Origin of the sequence: Enterobacter cloacae complex sp. 402C9 (genome assembly GCF_050030745.1) — a bacterium.
Lineage (GTDB): Bacteria > Pseudomonadota > Gammaproteobacteria > Enterobacterales > Enterobacteriaceae > Enterobacter > Enterobacter intestinihominis.
In genome coordinates, this window is record NZ_JBLGUW010000001.1 from 3,289,502 (window position 1) to 3,309,577 (window position 20,076).

Genomic DNA, 20,076 nt, shown 5'->3' on the forward strand with positions numbered 1-20,076 from the left:
GAAGGTGACTGCCCATGGATTATCGATCTTCGTCACATAATAACTTTACCGTTTCAGCACCTTTTGCACTATTGCCACAATGCTGATTGTGCAAAGTAACGTTAAGCCGTTTTGTACAAGGAAATCATCATGCTCCATCCGCGAGCCAGAACCATGCTGTTATTGGCTGTCCCGGCGCTAATTATTGGCGTAGCGTCGAGCCTGGTGCTCATCGTCGTCATGAAAGTAGCGGCAGTGCTGCAAACGATTTTATGGACCGCGCTGCCGGTTAAACTTGGCATCAGCACTGACTCGCCAGGGTGGATCATGATGATGCTGACCCTGACCGGAATTGCCGTAGGTCTGGTGATCCGCTATAGCCCGGGCCATGCCGGGCCGGACCCGGCACTGGAACCCTTGATTGGTGCGCCAGTATCTCCCTCTGCTCTGCCGGGGCTTGTTATCGCGCTGATTATCGGTCTTGCGGGCGGCGTAAGTCTCGGGCCTGAACATCCCATTATGGCGGTTAATATCGCGCTGGCGGTCTTTCTGGGAGCGCGTCTTTTCTCGCGCGTTGGCGCGCTGGACTGGACGATTCTGGCTTCCGCCGGTACCATCGGGGCACTGTTTGGTACCCCAATAGCGGCTGCGCTCATCTTTTCGCAAACGCTCAGCAGCGACAATAATGATGTGCCGCTGTGGGATAAACTCTTTGCGCCATTGATGGCCGCCGCAGCAGGGGCCCTCACGACCAGCCTGTTTTTCCATCCCCATTTTTCACTCCCCATCCCCCACTATGGCCAGATGCAACTCACCGATATTGTCAGCGGTGCCGTCGTCGTCGCGATAGCCATTGCGCTGGGAATGATCGCAGTGTGGTGTCTTCCGCGCCTGCATCGTCTGATGCACAGGCTGAAGCATCCGGTGCTGATTCTGGGTATGGGCGGTTTTATTCTGGGCGTTTTAGGCGCTATCGGCGGGACGGTTACGCTGTTTAAGGGTCTGGACGAGATGCAGCAACTGGCCTTCAGCCAGGTCTTTAGCGTCTCCGATTATCTGCTGTTCGCGCTGGTAAAACTGGCGGCGCTGGTGATCGCTGCAGCCTGTGGTTTCCGGGGAGGACGGATCTTCCCGGCGGTATTTGTTGGCGTCGCGCTGGGGCTGATGCTGCATGAGCACGTCGACGCTGTCCCTGCGGCGATTACCGTCTCCTGCTCCATTCTGGGGCTGGTACTGGTGGTAACGCGCGATGCATGGCTGAGTCTGTTTATGGCGGCCGTTGTGGTGCCGGATACCACGCTTCTGCCGCTCCTTTGTATCGTGATGTTGCCCGCCTGGCTCCTGCTGGCGGGCAAACCGATGTTGATGGCATGGCGAAACGACAGGTAATCAGGCGTTATTGCGCGCCTCCAGCGCTTTGGTCAGCGCGCTCAGCAGCGGCGGAATATCGGCTTTCGGCAGCATCACCTCGATCAGCGATAGTCGCTCGTGGTGTGCTACTTTATCCAGCACCTCCGCCAGTGTTTCCGCTTCGCTGACGCGCCAGCATTCTGCCTCTGGCGCCAGGCTCAGCGCCTGCGGGATCTGCGTCCAGTTCCAGAGGGCAATATCGTTATAGCGCTGCTCCGGCCCGTGGATGGCTCTCTCAACCGTGTATCCCTCGTTGTTAAGCACCAGAATAATCGGGCGCTGCTTGTCGCGCAGCATCGAGCCCAGCTCCTGAATGGTCAACTGCGCGGCACCGTCACCCGTCAGGACAATCACGCGTCGGTTCGGACACGCTGTTTGCGCGCCAAACGCCGCCGCGAGCGTGTAGCCGATCGATCCCCAAAGCGGCTGGACGATAAAGTTCACGTCTGCCGGTAAACGCAAATCGATAGCGCCGAAAGCAGACGTCCCCTGATCAGCCAGAATAATGTCTCCGGGGCGAATAAACGTTTGCAGGGTACGCCAGAAGCTCTCCTGAGTCAGCGCCCCTTCGATAGTGGGGAAAGAAGAGCTGCTGTGATCAGATGGCGCTCGCGTATCACACACATGCGTTTTACACAGCGCTGTCAGCGTTTCAATGGCCTCCCTCATCGGGATACCCGTAAACCAGACGTCGCCGACGCGGGACGCGTGGGGCTGAACCTCTATCGTCTGATCTGGCGTCAGCTGGTGGGTAAACCCGGCTGTGAGCGTATCGGTAAAGCGCGTGCCAATGCACAGCACCGTATCAGCCCCCTCGATTGCCTCTTTGACCGCCGCGGCGCTCGCCGATCCGCTGTAGGTGCCATAAAAACCGCTCTGTCGTTCGTCAAAAATGCCCTTGCCCATCAGCATGGTGGCGTGTGCCATCGGCACCTCTTTCACCCACGTCTGAAGGGCCGCGCGCAAACCGTGGCGCAGCACCAGGAAGTCCGCTAACAGCGCGGTGCGTTTGCTCGTTGACAAACGCTTTTCGGCAGCCTCACGGAACGCTTGCATGCAGGCTGAATCGGCCGGTGCGGAGTTAAGAGTGAGAGCGCTTACAGGGGGCGTAGCGGCTTTTTTCGCCACATCGGCGGGCAGCATCAGGTAGCCCGGACGGCGCTCCCGCAGCATGGTGGTCAGGACTCTGTCAATTTCATAGCAGGCGTTTTGTTCGGTAAGCACCGCCTGTGCAACGGTGATGGGTTCGCTCATGTGGTAGAAATGGCGGAACTCGCCGTCGCCTAAGGTGTGGTGCAGTAACTCTCCTCGCTGCTGCGCCGCCATACCCGGAGCCCCCACAATATGGAGCACGGGGACATGTTCGGCAAAGCTGCCCGCCACACCGTTCATGGCGCTTAACTCCCCAACGCCGAAAGTCGTCAGGAGTGCGGCAAATCCCTTACAGCGGGCATAGCCGTCTGCGGCGTAAGACGCGTTCAGCTCGTTGGCACAGCCCACCCAGCAGATGTCCGGGCTGTCTATCACATGGTCGAGAAACTGCAGGTTATAGTCGCCCGGCACGCCAAACAGATGATCGGCACCGCAATCTGTTAGTCGGTCCAGCAGGTAATCGGCGACGCAATAGGGGGTACGCATATTATAGGTGTCCTTCTGACGTTGACCTCACTCTGAGTATTAAATAAGCGTGAAGGGTGTCCAGAATTGGCGACAATCAGGGGCTGGAAAGAATGCTTTACGAAAAAAGCTGAGCTATGCTCATTTTCTTCAGGTTAGTGTAAACGCATACACTGATTTTTCTTTCCAGCGCCAGAGGTCTCGCTCATGGGTTATCAACCTGACAAAAATCGTTACCAGACAATGCAATATCGCCGCTGTGGACAAAGCGGCCTCAAGCTTCCCGCCATCTCGCTGGGGCTTTGGCATAATTTTGGCGACGCGACGCTGCTCGAAAACAGCCGTCAACTTTTACAGCGCGCCTTCGATTTGGGTATTACACATTTTGACCTTGCTAATAATTACGGCCCACCTCCTGGTTCAGCCGAACGCAACTTCGGGCGCATCCTGCAGGAGGATTTCCTGCCCTGGCGCGATGAGCTAATCATCTCCACCAAAGCGGGCTACACCATGTGGGACGGGCCTTACGGCGACTGGGGCTCGCGTAAATATCTGATTTCCAGCCTGGACCAGAGCCTCAGGCGTATGGGGCTGGAGTACGTTGATATCTTCTATCACCACCGCCCCGATCCACAAACGCCGCTACGTGAAACGATGAAAGCGCTTGACCATGTGGTGCGCCAGGGCAAAGCGCTGTACATCGGCCTGTCCAACTACCCGGCAGAACTGGCGCGGCAGGCGATTGAAATACTGGAGGATCTGGGCACGCCCTGTCTAATCCACCAGCCGAAGTACTCCATGTTTGAACGTGCGCCTGAAGAGGGGTTGCTGGACGTGTTGCAGCAAAATGGGGTGGGATGTATCCCCTTCTCTCCCCTGGCGGGCGGACAGTTGACCGATCGCTATCTGAACGGCATCCCGGCGGATTCTCGCGCAGCAAGCGGCAGTAAGTTCCTTAATCCGGACCAGATCACCGACAAAAAGCTGGAAAAGGTACGCAAGCTGAATGCGCTGGCGGAAAAACGGGGGCAAAAGCTTTCGCAAATGGCACTGGCCTGGATCCTGCGCCACGATGCGGTGACATCCGTGCTCATCGGCGCAAGCAAAACCGGACAAATTGATGATGCTGCAGGCATGCTTGAAAATCGTCATTTCTCCGCAGAAGAGCTGAAGACGATAGAAGCGATCCTGTCCAGTTCAGATTAAAAACACTTTTAGCAAAAAGTGCTCTCGTTCATGATTTAGGAGTTGAGGCGATGAAACGAATGTTTACCAACTCGTAAAATTGCGTTAACAGGTCGCACAGCGGCCCCGATCGTGAAGGAGAAGAGTATGTTCAGGTCACTGATTCTTGCAGCGGTACTACTGGCTTCGGCCCCGCTGGTCGCCAATGCGGGCGAAATCACCCTGTTGCCATCGATTAAATTACAAATTGGCGATCGTGATGACTACGGCAGATACTGGGACGGTGGCTACTGGCGCGACCGTGACTACTGGCACCGACATTATGAGTGGCGTAAAAACCGCTGGTGGAAACACGATAACGGCTATCACCGTGGCTGGGATAAGCGTAAGGCCTACGAGCGCGGCTACCGCGAAGGCTGGAACGATCGTGACGACCGCCGTGGCGGCAGGGGTCACGGAAAAGGCAGAGGCCATGGTCACGGCCATCACCATTAACAGCTAAAAGGAGCCTCACGGCTCCTTTTTCTTTTACAGGCCTGCTGCTGTGCCTAACAGCAACCACATGTTTAACGCCACCACCACGACCACAATGGCCCACCCGGCGCGTTTCACCCACGTCGAATTCACCAGATCGCCCATCAGCGATTTGTTGCTGGTGAATATCAGTAGCGGCACCAGCGCCAGCGCAATACCGAAACTCAGCAGCACCTGACTCATCACCAGAATGCGGGTCGGATCCAGCCCCATCAGAATTACAATAAAGGAAGGCAGCATCGTTACCGAACGGCGAACCCACAGTGGAATATGGAAACGTACGAACCCCTGCATCACCACCTGCCCGGCCAGTGTCCCCACAACCGTAGAGGAAAGTCCCGCAGCAACCAGGCTTAAACCAAAAATAGTGGCAGCGGCATGGCTCAGCAACGGCTCCAGCGTCAGGTACGCCTGGTCGAGATCGGCAACCCCGGTATGCCCGTTAAAGTGAAACGCGGCGGCGGCAGTCGCCATCATCGCCAGATTCACAAATCCGGCAATGGTCATCGCAATTGCCACATCCCATTTCGAGGCGGAGTAGCGCTCTTTACTCGTCCCGCCGTGCAGATTTTGGGTTAAAGAAGAGTGCAGATAAATTACGTGCGGCATAATGGTCGCCCCCAGCACCCCGGCGGCCAGAAATACGGCTTCAGAGGTGGGTAACGACGGGATCACCATCCCTTTCGTCAACTGCACCAGATTCGGCTGGGAGAAAATCAGCTCAACAATATAGGCGGCAGCGACGAACAGCAGCAGGCCGCCGATGACTTTCTCCAGCGGTTTTTGACCCCGCCTCTGGAGCATCAAAATAAGGAACGTGGCGATACCGGTCAGCACGGCGCCCTGTAGCAGGGAGACGCCCAGAATAAGCTTAAAGCCGATCGCCGCCCCGATAAACTCGGCGAGATCGGTGGCCATGGCGATAATTTCCGCCTGAACCCAGTAAAACCATACCGCCGGACGCGGATAGTGATCGCGGATTTGCTCCGCCAGGTTTTTCCCGGTGGCAATACCCAACTTCGCGGAAAGCATCTGAATCAGCATCGCCATCAGGTTGGCCCACACCACAACCCACAGCAGCTTATAGCCGAAACTGGCCCCGGCCTGAATATTGGTCGCAAAATTACCCGGATCGATGTAGCCAATCGCGGCAATGAATGCAGGTCCCATTAATGCAAACCGCAGCTTGCGTGCCGCCCTGCCGCTGCTACTCTCTACGCGACTATTCGTCATTTCTGCCTCTGGAAATATAGCCTGTGCTATGTTTTATGCTATCAAAATGAGAATGATTATCAAGTTCATTTGTAATGGTTAACATGATTACTCTGATAGCCAGGGACAATGGACAGGCAGGTGGAGCAAGGTCACAGAATGTGAAAATGCGCAGACATTTGTGAAGCGTAGCACACAAACTTAACTTTTCACTCATTTACCTAACATAACAAAAATGTATTGTTGATCACTATTTTTGAGACTCGTCACAGGATGTAACTATAGTGTGGGCTTGATCTCGTTTTCTTTGTGCTTGTTACATAGAATGTGCACGGAAATTAAACCTGCCTCATATTTGGAGCAAATATGGACCGCGTCCTTCATTTTGTCCTGGCACTCGTTGTCGTTACTGCACTCGCATTGCTGGTCAGCACTGACCGCAAAAATATTCGTATTCGCTATGTTGTCCAGCTGCTGGTCATTGAAGTTTTACTTGCGTGGTTCTTCCTGAACTCCAACGTAGGCCTCGGCTTCGTGAAAGGCTTCTCCGAAATGTTCGAAAAACTGCTCGGATTTGCCAACGACGGGACTAACTTTGTCTTTGGCAACATGAACGATCAGGGTTTGGCCTTCTTCTTCCTGAAAGTGCTCTGCCCTATCGTCTTCATCTCTGCCCTGATCGGGATCCTCCAGCACATTCGTGTTCTGCCGGTGGTTATCCGTGCAATCGGCTTCCTGTTATCGAAAGTTAATGGCATGGGCAAGCTGGAATCCTTTAACGCAGTCAGCTCGCTGATCCTGGGTCAGTCTGAGAACTTCATTGCGTATAAAGATATCCTCGGCAAGATGTCCCGTAACCGCATGTACACCATGGCGGCGACAGCAATGTCTACCGTTTCCATGTCTATCGTGGGCGCGTATATGACTATGCTGGAACCTAAATACGTGGTTGCAGCGCTGGTTCTGAATATGTTCAGCACCTTTATTGTTCTTTCGCTGATTAACCCGTACCGCGTGGATGCCAGCGAAGAGAACATTCAGATGTCAAACCTGCACGAGGGACAGAGCTTCTTCGAAATGCTGGGTGAATACATTCTGGCGGGTTTCAAGGTTGCGATTATCGTTGCCGCGATGCTGATTGGCTTTATCGCACTGATCGCTGCGCTGAACGCCCTGTTTGCGGCCGTACTTGGTATTTCGTTCCAGGGTATTCTGGGCTATATCTTCTACCCCGTCGCTTGGGTAATGGGTGTGCCCGCTCACGAAGCGTTGCAGGTGGGCAGTATCATGGCAACGAAACTGGTATCCAATGAATTCGTGGCGATGATGGATCTTCAGAAGATTGCCAGCACGCTCTCCCCGCGTGCGGAAGGGATCCTGTCCGTCTTCCTGGTCTCCTTCGCGAACTTCTCTTCCATCGGTATTATCGCTGGTGCGATTAAAGGCCTGAACGAAGAGCAAGGTAACGTCGTTTCTCGCTTTGGCCTGAAGCTGGTTTACGGTTCAACGCTGGTGAGCGTCCTGTCTGCCTCTATCGCAGCATTGGTGCTGTAATCCATATCGCTCAATGAAAACCGGGAGCCATCGCTCCCGGTTTTTTTATGTCTCCAGCGCCGTCAGGGGCAGTGGTTTACCAATCAAATAGCCCTGCAAATAATCAACGCCGTATCGCAGCAACATCTCGCGTTGTTCAGCCGATTCCACATATTCAGCCACCACACAAAACGATTTCGTTTTTGCCATGTTGCAAATGGACTGCACGATCATCGCATCCATGCTGTCGGTGCAGATATCTTTCACGAAGCAGCCATCGATCTTAATGATATCGGCCTCCAGTCGCTTCAGGCGCTCAAAGTTAGCATAGCCGGTACCAAAGTCATCGATAGCAATGCGGAAGCCATAATCCCGCAGCTGCTGGATATTGTTGATGCTGCTTCCCGAGTCAGAGAAAGCCTGTTCCTCGGTGATCTCAATGACGATATCTTGCGGTGCAACGGCGTAGCGTTCAAAAAGCGCAATGATCTCAGCTGCAATCTCGTTCTGCATCAGCGTCAGCGGCATCAGATTAACGGAGAACCGCGTTCCGGCCCGTCCGGATGGATGACTGCGCATCCACATCAGCAATTTTTCCACCACGTTCAGGTCGAATCGGTGGCTCAGGTTGAACTGAGCAATCAGCGGAATAAAGCGGTCAGGGGTGATGATCTCACCATCACTTTCAAGACGCGAAAGGATTTCAAAGTACCCTTCTCCGCGCGCGTTGTGTATTGGCTGCGCGTAAAGATGGAGACCACCGATATCAAGGGCGCGTTTTATACGGGCCAGCATTAGCACCCTGTCCGTCGTATGACCAGAAACATCATCCAGACTATTAGTCAACGCCAGGACGTTATGCCCGGAACAGGACTGCTCGGACAGCCAGCTCAACTGACCCAGCGTGTGATGCACGCTTTCTCCATTTGGCACTTCCCCCCAGGAGGCACCAAACTCAATGTCGAGCTCAGTCTTGTTCCAGATAATTTTACGGCTGTTCAGATGGTCAACCATAAATTGCAGACGTTCAGCCGTGCCCGGTCCCAGCAAGACCAACATCAGTTCACTGCCTGGTAACTGGAAGAGCTTCTCGTCTTTTTGCAATAACGGCTGCAGCGACGCGGTGATCATCTTTTTACAGTGCACGCGCATGAGGATGCCGTAGTGACGGCTCAGGAATTCCAGATTATCCAGACGCAAGCAGCAGACTTTGGCCTCAGGATGATGCTGTAGAAAAACTTCCAGCGCACGAATGTTAGGCAGACCGGTGAGCGGATCGGTAAGCGCCCTCTCCTGCCACCCCTGTTTCAGCCATTCACTTTTCTGATAGATCTGCGACATGTAAAGCAGGCAGATAGCGAAAGAGATGAGTACCGACAGAATAAAGGAGAGCGAGTGGCCCGATTCAACGCCATTGAGAAAATTATAATTATAGGTCAACAACATGAGCGCTGAGGCTGCCCAGAATAAAGAGATGAGCGCATAGCTCAAACGACCAATACCCAGGGTAAAAAGAATGAAAACGGTCGGCATCAAATAACCCGCAATAAACTGCGACTCAAAAGGTGCGCATAAAATAGCGATCATTGAGACCAACAGCATCAGCCACACAACGATAAATAACGCTTTTTTGTTGCAAAAGAGGGGCTTCACGCTTCGCCGCCAGAATGTTCGGGCATAGCGAGGATTAATAATCATTCTTAATGGATAATAGAACATCATGGTGAAAATCAGGGCGGCGCAAATCAGACTCTGAATATCGATAACGTTATAAATTGCAGAGCCTTCGCCGAAATAGGAGGAGATTGTTACCGGGAAATCAAATAAATACCCCGCCAGATACATCGATAATTTGATGCCCACAGGCACCATAAATCCGAGCCATAAAATACGTATACCAATGTACTTATTCGGCATGCTGTGGCGCCAGCGCTTGCCCAGCATCAAACGGATAACGCCACAGGCGGCGAAGACGGAAAACGTCTGACAACATAATAAAACGATAGATTGTAGCGGGGCTAAATCAAAGTAATAAGCATTAGTAACACTAAAACTTAGCAACAAAGGAATGATTGCCCGTCGTCCAAATAACAACACGATGGCGAGCATGGCGCTTAAGGGCAGCCACGCTAAATAAACATCATTTTCGTTAACGATAGCGCGCGGAGAGATATAACGGGAAAAGGGGATCGCAATCAGGCTTAGCGCCAGGGCAATCATAAATATTTTTACATTATTGTAAATTTTTCTATTCATTAATCCGGGTAATCTATTTAACCATCGTCTTATTGACCGGATCGATAATAGGTTTATTAATTGGACGAATCAAGTTTAGGTCTATTTATGGACTTATTTATTGATTTGGATTGAGGTGAGGTATAGAAAATGACGTTAATTGCAACAAAAACAGTCTAAATATTTTACAAGATATAAAAAACCCCCGTCTGACGACGAGGGTTTAAATTTTGGTGGAGCTAAGCGGGATCGAACCGCTGACCTCTTGCATGCCATGCAAGCGCTCTCCCAGCTGAGCTATAGCCCCACATGTTACTTTACCTACCGTACTCTGTTGGGTTCAGAGTTTGGTGGAGCTAAGCGGGATCGAACCGCTGACCTCCTGCATGCCATGCAGGCGCTCTCCCAGTTGAGCTATAGCCCCATCGTAAAGCTGTCATGTTGACGGGCGGCATAATATGAATTCCGCCGCACAGTGTCAACGGCAAATTCAACCTCAGCCTTTCAACAGCCGAAAAATCATGCAAATGAATCACTTTGCGAGTCTGCTCGCAGCCAGGAGTTAAGCTTGTCACGTTTTCACGTAAAACGGTGCTATAAAATGAACCACTAATTAACCCCACAGATATTCAGGAAATTGTATGATCAAGGAACGAATGACGCCAGAAGAGTTAGCCCTGCTGACTGGCTATAGCCGACAGACCATCAATAAATGGGTACGCAAAGAGGGTTGGATTACATCGCCAAAACCAGGCGTTCAGGGCGGCAAGGCGCGTCTGGTACACGTCAATGAAAAAGTGCGCGACTTTATTCGCAGCGCACGCAGGGTAACAGAGTCGCCGGAAATGCCAGAAAAGGCGTACCACGAAGGCTCGCTTCACGCCCTGCTCCTGACGCTGGCGAATGAAATGACGCCGGATGAGCAAAAGCAGATGACATCTCTGTTACTGCGGGAAGGGATTACCGGATTGTTACAACGCTTAGGGATTCGCGACCAACGCTAATATGAAAAGATTACGCAGCAAAATGACCACGGAAGAGCTGGCGGACAGTCTGGGCGTCGCCCGACAAACCGTTAATCGCTGGATACGACAGAAAGGATGGAAAACGGAGGGTATCAACGGTGTAAAAGGCGGAAGAGCGAGGGTGATATGTATTGATGCGCACGTTAAGGAGCACATCATTAGCCTTCCCGCCATTCGTAACAGTCGGGCTGTTTACCATGCGGCAGAAAGCCCTTCACTCTATGGCGTGGCGACCTCATCCAGCCTGCTTCCACAAATTATCGACTCGCTGGAAAACATGACAACTGTCGAACAGGAACGTTTGCACAAGCTGCTCGCTCGCGAAGGTTTGCAGGGTTTTCTCACGCGTCTTGGTATTGCTGAATAACAGACATAAAAAACGGCAGGTTACCCTGCCGTTATTTGTATTTCACGAGCATTACTGCTGGCTTTCGCGCTCAGCAATAAAGCCCAGCGCCTTGTTGATACGCGCAACGCTACGTGATTTGCCAATGGCATGAACGGTCACGTCCAGCGCCGGAGACTGGCCTGCCCCCGTCACCGCAACGCGCAGCGGCATACCGACTTTACCCATGCCAATTTCCAACTCATCAGCGGTTGCCTGAATCGCGTGGTGAACATTTTCTGCAGTCCATTCGGTAATGGCTTCGAGTTTATCTCGCACCACTTCCAGCGGCTGACGCGCAACCGGACGCAGGTGTTTCTTGGCCGCGTCGGCGTCGAACGCGTCAAACTCTTCATAAAAGTAGCGGCAGCTCTCGGCGATCTCTTTCAGCGTTTTGCAACGCTCGCCAAGCAGCTTCACCAGATCCGCCAGTTCAGGGCCCGTACGGGTATCGATGTTTGCCTGCTCAATGTGCCATTGCAGATAAGTCGCCACATACTTTGGCTGCATGGTATTGATGTAGTGATGGTTCAGCCACAGCAGTTTGTCAGTGTTGAACGCGCTGGCTGATTTGCTTACCGAGTTCAGAGAGAAAAGCTCGATCATCTCTTCGCGGCTGAAGATCTCCTGGTCACCATGAGCCCAGCCCAGACGCACCAGATAGTTCAGTAGCGCTTCCGGCAGATAGCCGTCATCACGGTACTGCATCACGCTCACCGCGCCATGACGTTTGGACAGCTTTTTACCGTCGTCACCGTTGATCATCGATACGTGCGCATACACCGGTACAGGCGCGTTCAGCGCTTTAAGAATGTTGATCTGACGCGGGGTGTTATTGATATGGTCTTCACCACGGATCACGTGAGTGATTTCCATATCCCAGTCGTCCACAACCACGCAGAAGTTATAGGTTGGCGAGCCGTCAGTACGACGAATGATGAGGTCATCCAGCTCCTGGTTGCTGAATTCGATCGGGCCACGGATCTGGTCATCAAAGATAACAGAGCCATCCTGCGGGTTAGCAAAACGCACTACGCAAGGCTCATCAGCAGCATGCTCGCTGTGGTCATGACGGCAACGACCGTCATAACGCGGTTTTTCGCCTTTTGCCATTTGCTCTTCGCGCAGCGCATCCAGACGCTCCCTTGAGCAGTAGCACTTATAGGCCGTGCCTGCGACCAGCATCTCGTCAATTACGGCGTTATAGCGGTCAAAACGTTTGGTCTGGAAGTATGGGCCTTCGTCCCACTCCAGATTCAGCCAGTTCATCCCATCCATAATGGCTTCAATTGCTTCCGGCGTTGAGCGCTCCAGGTCGGTGTCTTCAATACGCAGCACAAACTCACCTTTGTTGTGGCGTGCGAAAAGCCAGGAGTAGAGAGCAGTACGTGCACCACCGACATGCAGATAGCCTGTCGGGCTCGGCGCGAAGCGAGTTTTGATTTTCATGAAATGGCCTTACGTTATAAAGATGCCGGTAATCGGCAAATCCTGGGAAGAAAACAATGGGCAATATTCTATCACTGTGGGCCGATTCCTCAATGTCGATCACTTTATCCGGTTCGAGATTGCTGTTTTTGTTTAGAAATCATGCACCACAGTCCGTTTTGCGATCGTTTTGACTAATTTTACGACGAACGAATAAAAACTTTAGAAAATGCGTTGACTCATTTTCAACTCTCCCTATAATGCGACTCCACACAGCGGGGGTGATTAGCTCAGTTGGTAGAGCATCTCCTTTACACGGAGGGGGTCGGCGGTTCGAGCCCGTCATCACCCACCATCTACTTCGGTAGACTCGCAGTGTAGATAAGAATTGAGATTGGGCGATTAGCTCAGTTGGTAGAGCATCTCCTTTACACGGAGGGGGTCGGCGGTTCGAGCCCGTCATCGCCCACCATTCTCACCTTATCGTGCAGTTCCGAAATGGGCGATTAGCTCAGTTGGTAGAGCATCTCCTTTACACGGAGGGGGTCGGCGGTTCGAGCCCGTCATCGCCCACCATTTCGGGTCGTTAGCTCAGTTGGTAGAGCAGTTGACTTTTAATCAATTGGTCGCAGGTTCGAATCCTGCACGACCCACCAATGTAAAAAAGCGCCCTAAAGGCGCTTTTTTGCTATCTGCGATATAGCACATCCCCATTGCAGCCAAACCGCTTGTTTTACTCAAGCTCACGCCTTCTTTGCCGATACCTCTATTTTATGGCGAAAAGGATCTCAATATGACAACTCTTAAGCCCGTTTCTCTGTCGGCGATGGAAATCGGCAGCGTAGATAACAGCTCCGGCGGAAACGACATTGCTTCCCAGATCACCCGTCTGACCAAACAGATAACGAAAGTCACTCAGCAACTCAAAGAAGTCGCCATGGGTGATGCCACAGCGGAAGAAAAGCAAAAGCAGCAAGAATTGCTCGAATCTCAGCTGGCTATGTTGCAGGCACAGCTGGCGCAATTGCAGCGTCAGCAGGCAGAAGAGGCGATGCCAAAACAGGAAAGCGGTCAGGCCGTGGCGGAAGGCGTCAATAAACCCTCCGCAGAACATCAGATTGATATCTATATCTGATCATTGGTTTCGTTAAAAAGTGGATCGCGCGTGCGGGCCTCCATCAGACGCATGGCCTGCATACGCACCACATCCCAGCAGGCATGAGCCGCTCCGGAAAGAGACCTGTTTTTACGGCGTACCAACATCAGCTGGCGTTCAATACAGGGCAGGAAACGCTTCACCGTTAAACGACTTCCCTGCGGCAGTGGCAGCGCCAGCGCAGGCAGAACGCTGATCCCAATCCCCGCTTCGACCATGGGGAAGAGCGTGGCAGGATGCCCAATCTCCTGCACAATGGTTGCCTTTACGCCCTGTGCGGCCAGTGCGGCATCTATAAGCGGGCGGCTACCTGATGCATAATCCTGTAACACCAGGTTTGCCCCCTGTAAGGCTTGCCAGGCCACCTGCGACAGCGATGCCAGAGGATCATCATCGCGGCAGAGCAATAAAAAGGGTTCCGAGAGTACCACTTCACATTCCAGGTCGCTTACCGCTCCGGGATCAATAACAATCCCGAAATCCACATCCCCCTGACGAATACTCTCCAGTACCCACTGCTGCGGCCTGTCGTGCAAAACAAAATCGATATCCGGATAGCGGTGATTACTTTCAGCGATGCACTGGGGAATAAGATGCGCCGAAATCGTCTGGCTCGCCGCCACTCTCACGGTACCGGAAAGCTGTTGTCCAAGCCGTCCGACGTCTCTCAGCGTACTGTTCAGTTCATCCAGCAGCCTTTCAAGACGCGTTGCCAGCTGATGTCCCGCTTCGGTGAGCACCACTTCGCGCGTAGTGCGGTCGAGCAGTTTCACGCCGGTTTGAGTTTCCAGCTCTTTCACGCTATGGCTCACCGCCGACTGGCTGAGGCCAATCATCTCCCCTGCCCGACTGAAGCTGTGGGCCTGCGCGACGGTGACGAAAACACGAAGCTGACGTAGTGAATAATTCATCTGTATAATTCATGAATGGATGCAATAAATCAATTTTATTTCTCAAAGGGAAGAAAGCACAATAGCGGCATCTGTTTTCAGGAGTGATTATGAAACTTTTTCGTATCCTTGATCCGTTTACGCTGACCCTGATTGGTGTCGTCTTGCTGGCCTCGTTCTTCCCGGCGCGGGGCGGTTTCGTTCCGGTCATTGAAGGGCTGACCACGGCAGCCATTGCCCTGTTGTTCTTTATGCATGGCGCCAAACTCTCCCGGGAAGCCATTATTGCAGGCGGTAGCCACTGGCGACTGCACCTCTGGGTAATGTGCAGCACCTTTATCCTCTTCCCTGTTCTGGGCGTGCTGTTTGCCTGGTGGGCGCCGGTGAATGTCGATCCGGCACTCTATACCGGTTTCCTTTATCTGTGCATTTTGCCGGCCACCGTGCAGTCTGCTATTGCCTTTACCTCGCTGGCTGGCGGCAACGTCGCGGCGGCGGTCTGTTCTGCTTCGGCTTCCAGCCTGCTCGGGATCTTTGTTTCACCGCTGCTGGTCGGTCTGCTGATGAACATGCACGGTGCAGAAGGTAATCTGGAGCAGGTGGGTAAAATTTGTCTGCAACTGCTACTGCCGTTTGTGCTCGGACACTTATCCCGCCCCTGGATTGGGGCGTTTGTGGCGAAACACAAAAAATGGATCGGGAAAACGGACCAAAGCTCCATTCTGCTGGTGGTTTACACGGCCTTCAGCGAAGCCGTGGTGAACGGCATCTGGCACAGGGTGGGCGCAGGATCGCTGCTGTTTATTGTGGTGGTAAGCATTGTTCTGCTGACAATTGTGATCGCGGTTAACGTCTTTGTGGCCCGCAAATGCGGCTTCAATAAGGCCGATGAAATCACCATCGTATTCTGTGGATCGAAAAAGAGCCTGGCCAACGGGATCCCGATGGCCAATATTCTGTTCCCGACGTCGGTCATTGGGATGATGGTACTGCCGCTGATGATTTTCCATCAGATCCAGCTGATGGTGTGTGCGGTACTGGCGCGGCGTTACAAGGCACAGACTGAAAAGCTGGCGCAGGAAGAGACCCGCGCCGCGAAAGTTTAAGGATGTTTCAGGGGCTGCACCAGCTGGGTCAGCCCCTCTGTTTTGATCAGTAATGTGATAGCCATCAGCTCGCCAAGACGCCCGGCAGGAAACTCATCCTTACGGGCAAACCACAGCAGATATTCTTCCGGTAAATCAATCAGCCTGCGGCCCTTATATTTACCGAACGGCATCTCCGTATTGGCGATCTCAACGAGCTGCTCTTTTTCCACATCACTCTCCTAAAAGGCGCATCATTTCCGCTTCATCGATCACCTCGATGCCGAGCTCCTGCGCTTTTGCCAGCTTCGAACCGGCCGCTTCCCCGGCGATCACCAGGTCGGTTTTCTTTGACACGCTTCCCGCCACTTTTGCCCCAAGCGCCACCAGGCGCGCTTTCGCGTCATCACGCGAGAGCTGGCTCAGACTGCCGGTCAGCACCACCGTTTTACCTGCAAACGGGCTGTCGATCTCTTCTGCATTAACCACTACCGGTGCGGGCCAGTGAATGCCCTGTTCCAGTAATTTACCGATCACTTCACGGTTGCTCTCTTCGGCGAAGAAGTTGAAGACGTGGGTAGCGACCACTATACCAACGTCAGGGACTTTCTGTAGTTCGTCGATGGTGGCTTTCTCAAGAGCCTCCAGCGTGCCGAAATACGCCGCCAGCCCTGCCGCCGTCGCCTCTCCGACTTCACGAATGCCGAGCGCGTAAAGGAAACGGGCAAAGGTAGTATTTTTGGCCGCCTCGAGCGCATTGACCACGTTCTGGGCAGATTTCGGCCCCATACGATCAAGACCGGTCAGCTTACCTGCCGTCAGGGTAAAGAGGTCCGCTGGCGTATGGACATACTCTTTCTCAACTAACTGGTCGATGATCTTGTCACCCATTCCGTCGACGTCCATCGCCCGGCGGGAGACAAAGTGCTTCAGGGACTCTTTACGCTGCGCGCCGCAGATTAACCCGCCCGTACAGCGCGTTACCGCTTCACCTTCCACGCGCTCAACGTCCGAACCACATACCGGACAATGGGCAGGAAACTCGATGGCACGGGTATCGGCAGGACGTTCTGATTCCACTACGTTAACCACCTGCGGGATCACATCGCCCGCGCGGCGAATCACCACTTTGTCACCAATTCGCAGCCCCAGACGGGCAATTTCATCGGCGTTATGCAGCGTAGCGTTACTGACCAGCACGCCAGCCACCTGCACAGGCTCCAGACGCGCCACAGGCGTAATCGCACCCGTACGTCCTACCTGAAATTCCACGTCGCGAACGAAGGTCATCTGCTCCTGCGCCGGGAACTTAAAGGCCACTGCCCAGCGTGGCGCCCGGGCAACAAAACCCAACTGTTCCTGCAATGCCAGGGAGTTAACCTTGATCACTACGCCATCAATATCAAACCCGAGCGTGGGACGATCTTCTTCCACCTTGTGATAGAACGCCAGCACCGCCTCTGGAGAGTCGCAAAGCTGCACGCGGTTGCTTACCGGCAAACCCCACTCTTTGAACTGCATTAAACGACCCAGGTGGGTATCCGGAAGGTCACCGCCTTCCAGGATCCCGACGCCGTAGCAGAAGAAAGTAAGCGGTCGCTTCGCGGTGATACGCGGATCGAGCTGGCGCAGCGAACCTGCCGCCGCGTTACGCGGGTTTGCAAACACTTTACCCCCGGTACGACGCGCTTCTTCATTGATCTTCTCAAACCCCGCCTGCGGAAGGAAAACTTCCCCGCGCACTTCCAGCCGCGCAGGAATGTTATCGCCACGCAGCTTCAGCGGGATCGCACGAATGGTGCGCACATTGGTGGTGATGTCTTCCCCGGTGGTGCCGTCGCCGCGCGTTGCGGCACGTACCATCACGCCGTTCTCATAAAGAATGCTGACGGCCAGACCATCCAGTTTTAGCTCGCAGCACCAGCTCAGATTGTCGACGCTCTTCAGGCGATCCTGCACGCGCTTGTTGAAAGCCAGAAAACTCTCTTCATCAAACACGTTATCCAGCGACAGCATCGGCACTTCGTGGCGCACCTGGCTGAAAGCACCCAGCGGTTCCGCGCCGACGCGCTGCGTTGGGGAATCGGGCGTAATCAGCTCCGGGTGCTGCGCTTCCAGATCGCGCAGTTCACGCATCAGGCGGTCATATTCCGCATCCGGCACTTCCGGTGCGTCCATAACATGATAGAGATATTCATGATGGCGAAGCGTGGTTCGCAGTTCAGTAAGTTGTTGTTCGATTGAGTCCATATCGCACCATCAATGAGAAAAACCCCCGACAGGCGGGGGTTGAGGAGGAGTTGAAGTAAACGCGACGATTACGCGTTAGCTTCCTTAACTTCGCGGATGCGGTCCTGATATTCGCGCAGTTTCTGCGGCGTCATCATACGACGCTGATCGTCGAGCACAACACCGCCCACTTCGTCGGCGATGTGCTGAGCGGACTGTAGCATCAGCTTAAAGTTTTGCAGCTCGTCACCGTAGGACGGCACCTGCATAAAGATCGTAACCCCAGGCGTGACGAAATCACCGGTCATTTCCGGGTCAAACGTGCCTGGATTGACCATATTGGCCAGGCTGAACAGCGCCGGACCGCTGCCGTCAGGACTCAGGTGGCGATGGAAAATATTCATGTCGCCGAACTTGAAGCCTGCCTGTTGGATGCTGTTGAGCAGCACGTCACCGTTCAGATGGGTGCCATGATGAGCAGCCACATTCATGATGATTACCGCTTCTTTACGCTGCGGCTTTTCAACAACCGGTTCTGGCTCAACAACAGGCTCTGGCTCAACGCGCGGAGCGGGCTGTGGCGCAGGCGGTGCAGATTCAGGCTGCGGTTGTTCTACCGGCTGCGGCTGTTGCACTGGCTGTGGCTGATGCACTGGCTGTGCAGGCTGTTGCACAGGTTGCTGCTGTACAGGCTGTGGCGCAACGGGCTGCTGTTGCACAGGCTGCTGCGACGGATGACGAACAGGTTCTTCCACTGGCGGCGGCGCTGGCTGGCGCGGCTGGGCAGAGGCATACGGTGGTTGATACTGGTGCTGCGGAGCGCGGGGAGCTTCATGCTCTCCATGCGCTGCGCCGGGCGCAGTATTGACCCGATGAACACGAACTTCACCCACACCGTCGTCGTCAAGACCGTCGATGTCGTCTTCAACGTCATCGTCTTCGCGACTGGACTTCATGCGCTTCAGTGGACGATCGCGAAACATAGAGGAACGCTCTTTACGGCTGGTCCAGAAACCATGTACCAGTAAAGCGATTATGGCGATCGCGCCAACAATGATTAATATCAGACGCAAATCCTGCATCATTATATTCTCTGTTGTTCTAACACCTTGCCACCACGGCAAACATTTACTCACTAAGAGTATTTGCCGTTTACGTCAAGTGCAAGTGTATGCAGAGCATTCACAGCATAAAGATGAACTAAATCGTGCTTTTTGCTGGTTTTTCGAACATTTCCGAACTGGTCATTGGCCCGTAACTGGATAATATAGGCGGGCAATTCCACTGGTTGTGTAAAAAGGAGTACAGCCTGGTATGGTTTCAACATCTTCTTCTGCCCCACGTAGCGGGGTCTGGTACTTTTCTCAGGGCTGGAAACTGGTCTCCCTGCCGGGCATTCGACGCTTCGTTGTTTTGCCGTTACTGATCAACATTATTCTGATGGGGGGCGCGTTCTGGTGGCTGTTCACCAGACTGGAAAGCTGGATCCCTTCCCTGATGAGCTATGTGCCGGACTGGTTACAGTGGTTGGACTACCTGCTCTGGCCGATTGCGGTTATCTCCGTGCTGCTGGTTTTCGGCTATTTCTTTTCGACGATAGCTAACTGGATAGCCGCGCCGTTCAACGGTCTGCTGGCCGAACAGTTGGAAGCGCGCCTGACCGGTGCGGCGCCGCCTGACACGGGCGTACTGGGGATCGTGAAAGATGTCCCCCGCATCATGAAGCGCGAATGGCAGAAGTTTGCGTGGTACCTGCCGCGGGCGATTGTGCTGCTCATCCTTTATTTTGTACCCGGGATCGGCCAGACGGTCGCACCCGTGCTGTGGTTCCTGTTCAGCGCCTGGATGCTTGCTATCCAGTACTGTGATTATCCGTTCGATAACCACAAAGTGCCGTTTAAAGAGATGCGCACTGCCCTGCGCACTCAGAAGGTTGCCAATATGCAGTTTGGTGCCCTTACCAGCCTGTTCACCATGATCCCTTTCCTGAATCTGTTCATCATGCCCGTTGCCGTTTGCGGCGCGACGGCGATGTGGGTGGACTGCTACCGTGCTAAGCACGCGTTATGGAAGTAATGCAAAAATGTGTAAAAGAGGGGTGGCTTATGCCGCCCCTTATTCCATACTGATCCCCATTATTTCCTTGCAGCATATAGATATGCGATTTCCTTAC

The 20,076-nt window shown here is 53.6% G+C and carries 17 protein-coding genes and 6 tRNA genes; 13 read left to right on the forward strand and 10 right to left on the reverse strand.

Going from position 1 to position 20,076, the window contains the following annotated elements; genetic code table 11:
• The first annotated feature begins 129 nt into the window (after positions 1–129).
• Complete coding sequence (locus tag ACQG1K_RS15695) at positions 130–1,368, forward strand: ion channel protein (protein WP_367075072.1); 1,239 nt, start codon at positions 130–132, stop codon at positions 1,366–1,368.
• Here ACQG1K_RS15695 and ipdC read toward each other — a convergent pair whose 3' ends face one another.
• Positions 1,369–3,027 (reverse strand): indolepyruvate decarboxylase, encoded by a 1,659-nt coding sequence (ipdC, locus tag ACQG1K_RS15700; protein ID WP_038416470.1) that lies wholly within the window; start codon positions 3,025–3,027, stop codon positions 1,369–1,371.
• A 186-nt stretch (positions 3,028–3,213) separates the two neighbouring features.
• Here ipdC and mgrA point away from each other — a divergent pair, with 186 nt between their 5' ends.
• Together mgrA and ypeC are read left to right on the forward strand one after the other, a co-directional pair.
• Positions 3,214–4,212 (forward strand): L-glyceraldehyde 3-phosphate reductase, encoded by a 999-nt coding sequence (gene mgrA / locus ACQG1K_RS15705; RefSeq protein WP_046619041.1) that lies wholly within the window; start codon positions 3,214–3,216, stop codon positions 4,210–4,212.
• 126 nt (positions 4,213–4,338) lie between these two features.
• On the forward strand, positions 4,339–4,686 hold the full coding sequence (gene ypeC, locus ACQG1K_RS15710; protein ID WP_022648932.1) for a DUF2502 domain-containing protein YpeC: 348 nt from the start codon (positions 4,339–4,341) through the stop codon (positions 4,684–4,686).
• A 33-nt stretch (positions 4,687–4,719) separates the two neighbouring features.
• Here the strand turns inward: ypeC and ACQG1K_RS15715 are convergent, their stop codons facing one another.
• On the reverse strand, positions 4,720–5,958 hold the full coding sequence (locus tag ACQG1K_RS15715; protein ID WP_032623830.1) for an Nramp family divalent metal transporter: 1,239 nt from the start codon (positions 5,956–5,958) through the stop codon (positions 4,720–4,722).
• 345 nt (positions 5,959–6,303) lie between these two features.
• On the opposite strand from ACQG1K_RS15715, the gene nupC reads away from it, so the two are divergent.
• A complete protein-coding gene (gene nupC / locus ACQG1K_RS15720; RefSeq protein ID WP_022648934.1) occupies positions 6,304–7,491 on the forward strand; it encodes a nucleoside permease NupC in 1,188 nt (395 codons plus the stop codon).
• A gap of 45 nt (positions 7,492–7,536) precedes the next feature.
• Here the strand turns inward: nupC and ACQG1K_RS15725 are convergent, their stop codons facing one another.
• The 3 genes from ACQG1K_RS15725 to ACQG1K_RS15735 form a co-directional block, all read right to left on the reverse strand.
• Positions 7,537–9,726: an EAL domain-containing protein gene (locus tag ACQG1K_RS15725; protein WP_155024726.1), complete on the reverse strand. Its 2,190-nt coding sequence runs from the start codon at positions 9,724–9,726 to the stop codon at positions 7,537–7,539.
• 210 nt (positions 9,727–9,936) lie between these two features.
• Positions 9,937–10,012: transfer RNA gene (locus tag ACQG1K_RS15730), tRNA-Ala, on the reverse strand.
• 41 nt (positions 10,013–10,053) lie between these two features.
• Positions 10,054–10,129, reverse strand: a tRNA-Ala gene (locus tag ACQG1K_RS15735).
• A 217-nt stretch (positions 10,130–10,346) separates the two neighbouring features.
• Between ACQG1K_RS15735 and ACQG1K_RS15740 the strand changes: the two genes are divergently transcribed.
• Both ACQG1K_RS15740 and ACQG1K_RS15745 read left to right on the forward strand, forming a co-directional pair.
• On the forward strand, positions 10,347–10,709 hold the full coding sequence (locus tag ACQG1K_RS15740) for a YfeC-like transcriptional regulator (protein ID WP_022648936.1): 363 nt from the start codon (positions 10,347–10,349) through the stop codon (positions 10,707–10,709).
• A 1-nt stretch (position 10,710) separates the two neighbouring features.
• Entirely contained in the window at positions 10,711–11,097 is a 387-nt protein-coding gene (locus ACQG1K_RS15745; RefSeq protein WP_045621165.1) for a YfeC-like transcriptional regulator, read from the forward strand.
• Between the two features lie 51 nt (positions 11,098–11,148).
• Here the strand turns inward: ACQG1K_RS15745 and gltX are convergent, their stop codons facing one another.
• Positions 11,149–12,564 (reverse strand): glutamate--tRNA ligase, encoded by a 1,416-nt coding sequence (gene gltX, locus ACQG1K_RS15750; protein WP_367075075.1) that lies wholly within the window; start codon positions 12,562–12,564, stop codon positions 11,149–11,151.
• A gap of 258 nt (positions 12,565–12,822) precedes the next feature.
• Between gltX and ACQG1K_RS15755 the strand changes: the two genes are divergently transcribed.
• The 5 genes from ACQG1K_RS15755 (at position 12,823) to ACQG1K_RS15775 (ending at position 13,678) form a co-directional block, all read left to right on the forward strand.
• Positions 12,823–12,898, forward strand: a tRNA-Val gene (locus ACQG1K_RS15755).
• Between the two features lie 41 nt (positions 12,899–12,939).
• Positions 12,940–13,015: transfer RNA gene (locus tag ACQG1K_RS15760), tRNA-Val, on the forward strand.
• A 28-nt stretch (positions 13,016–13,043) separates the two neighbouring features.
• A tRNA-Val gene (locus tag ACQG1K_RS15765) sits at positions 13,044–13,119 on the forward strand.
• A gap of 4 nt (positions 13,120–13,123) precedes the next feature.
• A tRNA-Lys gene (locus ACQG1K_RS15770) sits at positions 13,124–13,199 on the forward strand.
• Positions 13,200–13,336: 137 nt separating this feature from the next.
• A complete protein-coding gene (locus tag ACQG1K_RS15775) occupies positions 13,337–13,678 on the forward strand; it encodes a FlxA-like family protein (RefSeq protein WP_022648939.1) in 342 nt (113 codons plus the stop codon).
• On the opposite strand, the gene ACQG1K_RS15780 is transcribed toward ACQG1K_RS15775, so the two are convergent.
• Positions 13,669–14,610, reverse strand: coding sequence for a LysR family transcriptional regulator (locus tag ACQG1K_RS15780; protein WP_193543921.1), 942 nt, complete (start codon positions 14,608–14,610; stop codon positions 13,669–13,671). The two genes, ACQG1K_RS15775 and ACQG1K_RS15780, sit on opposite strands and share 10 nt — an antisense overlap.
• Before the next feature lie 89 nt (positions 14,611–14,699).
• Here ACQG1K_RS15780 and ACQG1K_RS15785 point away from each other — a divergent pair, with 89 nt between their 5' ends.
• Positions 14,700–15,695, forward strand: coding sequence for a bile acid:sodium symporter family protein (locus ACQG1K_RS15785; protein ID WP_022648941.1), 996 nt, complete (start codon positions 14,700–14,702; stop codon positions 15,693–15,695).
• Here the strand turns inward: ACQG1K_RS15785 and ACQG1K_RS15790 are convergent.
• The 3 genes from ACQG1K_RS15790 to zipA form a co-directional block, all read right to left on the reverse strand.
• Positions 15,692–15,907 carry a DUF3820 family protein gene (locus tag ACQG1K_RS15790; RefSeq protein ID WP_367075078.1) on the reverse strand — a complete coding sequence of 72 codons (216 nt, stop codon included), beginning with the start codon at positions 15,905–15,907 and terminating at the stop codon, positions 15,692–15,694. The two genes, ACQG1K_RS15785 and ACQG1K_RS15790, sit on opposite strands and share 4 nt — an antisense overlap.
• A gap of 1 nt (position 15,908) precedes the next feature.
• Entirely contained in the window at positions 15,909–17,924 is a 2,016-nt protein-coding gene (gene ligA, locus ACQG1K_RS15795; RefSeq protein ID WP_063198952.1) for an NAD-dependent DNA ligase LigA, read from the reverse strand.
• Positions 17,925–17,992: 68 nt separating this feature from the next.
• Positions 17,993–18,988 (reverse strand): cell division protein ZipA, encoded by a 996-nt coding sequence (zipA, locus tag ACQG1K_RS15800; RefSeq protein WP_022648943.1) that lies wholly within the window; start codon positions 18,986–18,988, stop codon positions 17,993–17,995.
• Between the two features lie 229 nt (positions 18,989–19,217).
• On the opposite strand from zipA, the gene cysZ reads away from it, so the two are divergent.
• Positions 19,218–19,979, forward strand: a complete 762-nt coding sequence (gene cysZ / locus ACQG1K_RS15805) for a sulfate transporter CysZ (protein ID WP_022648944.1) — start codon at positions 19,218–19,220, stop codon at positions 19,977–19,979.
• Positions 19,980–20,076 lie beyond the last annotated feature (97 nt).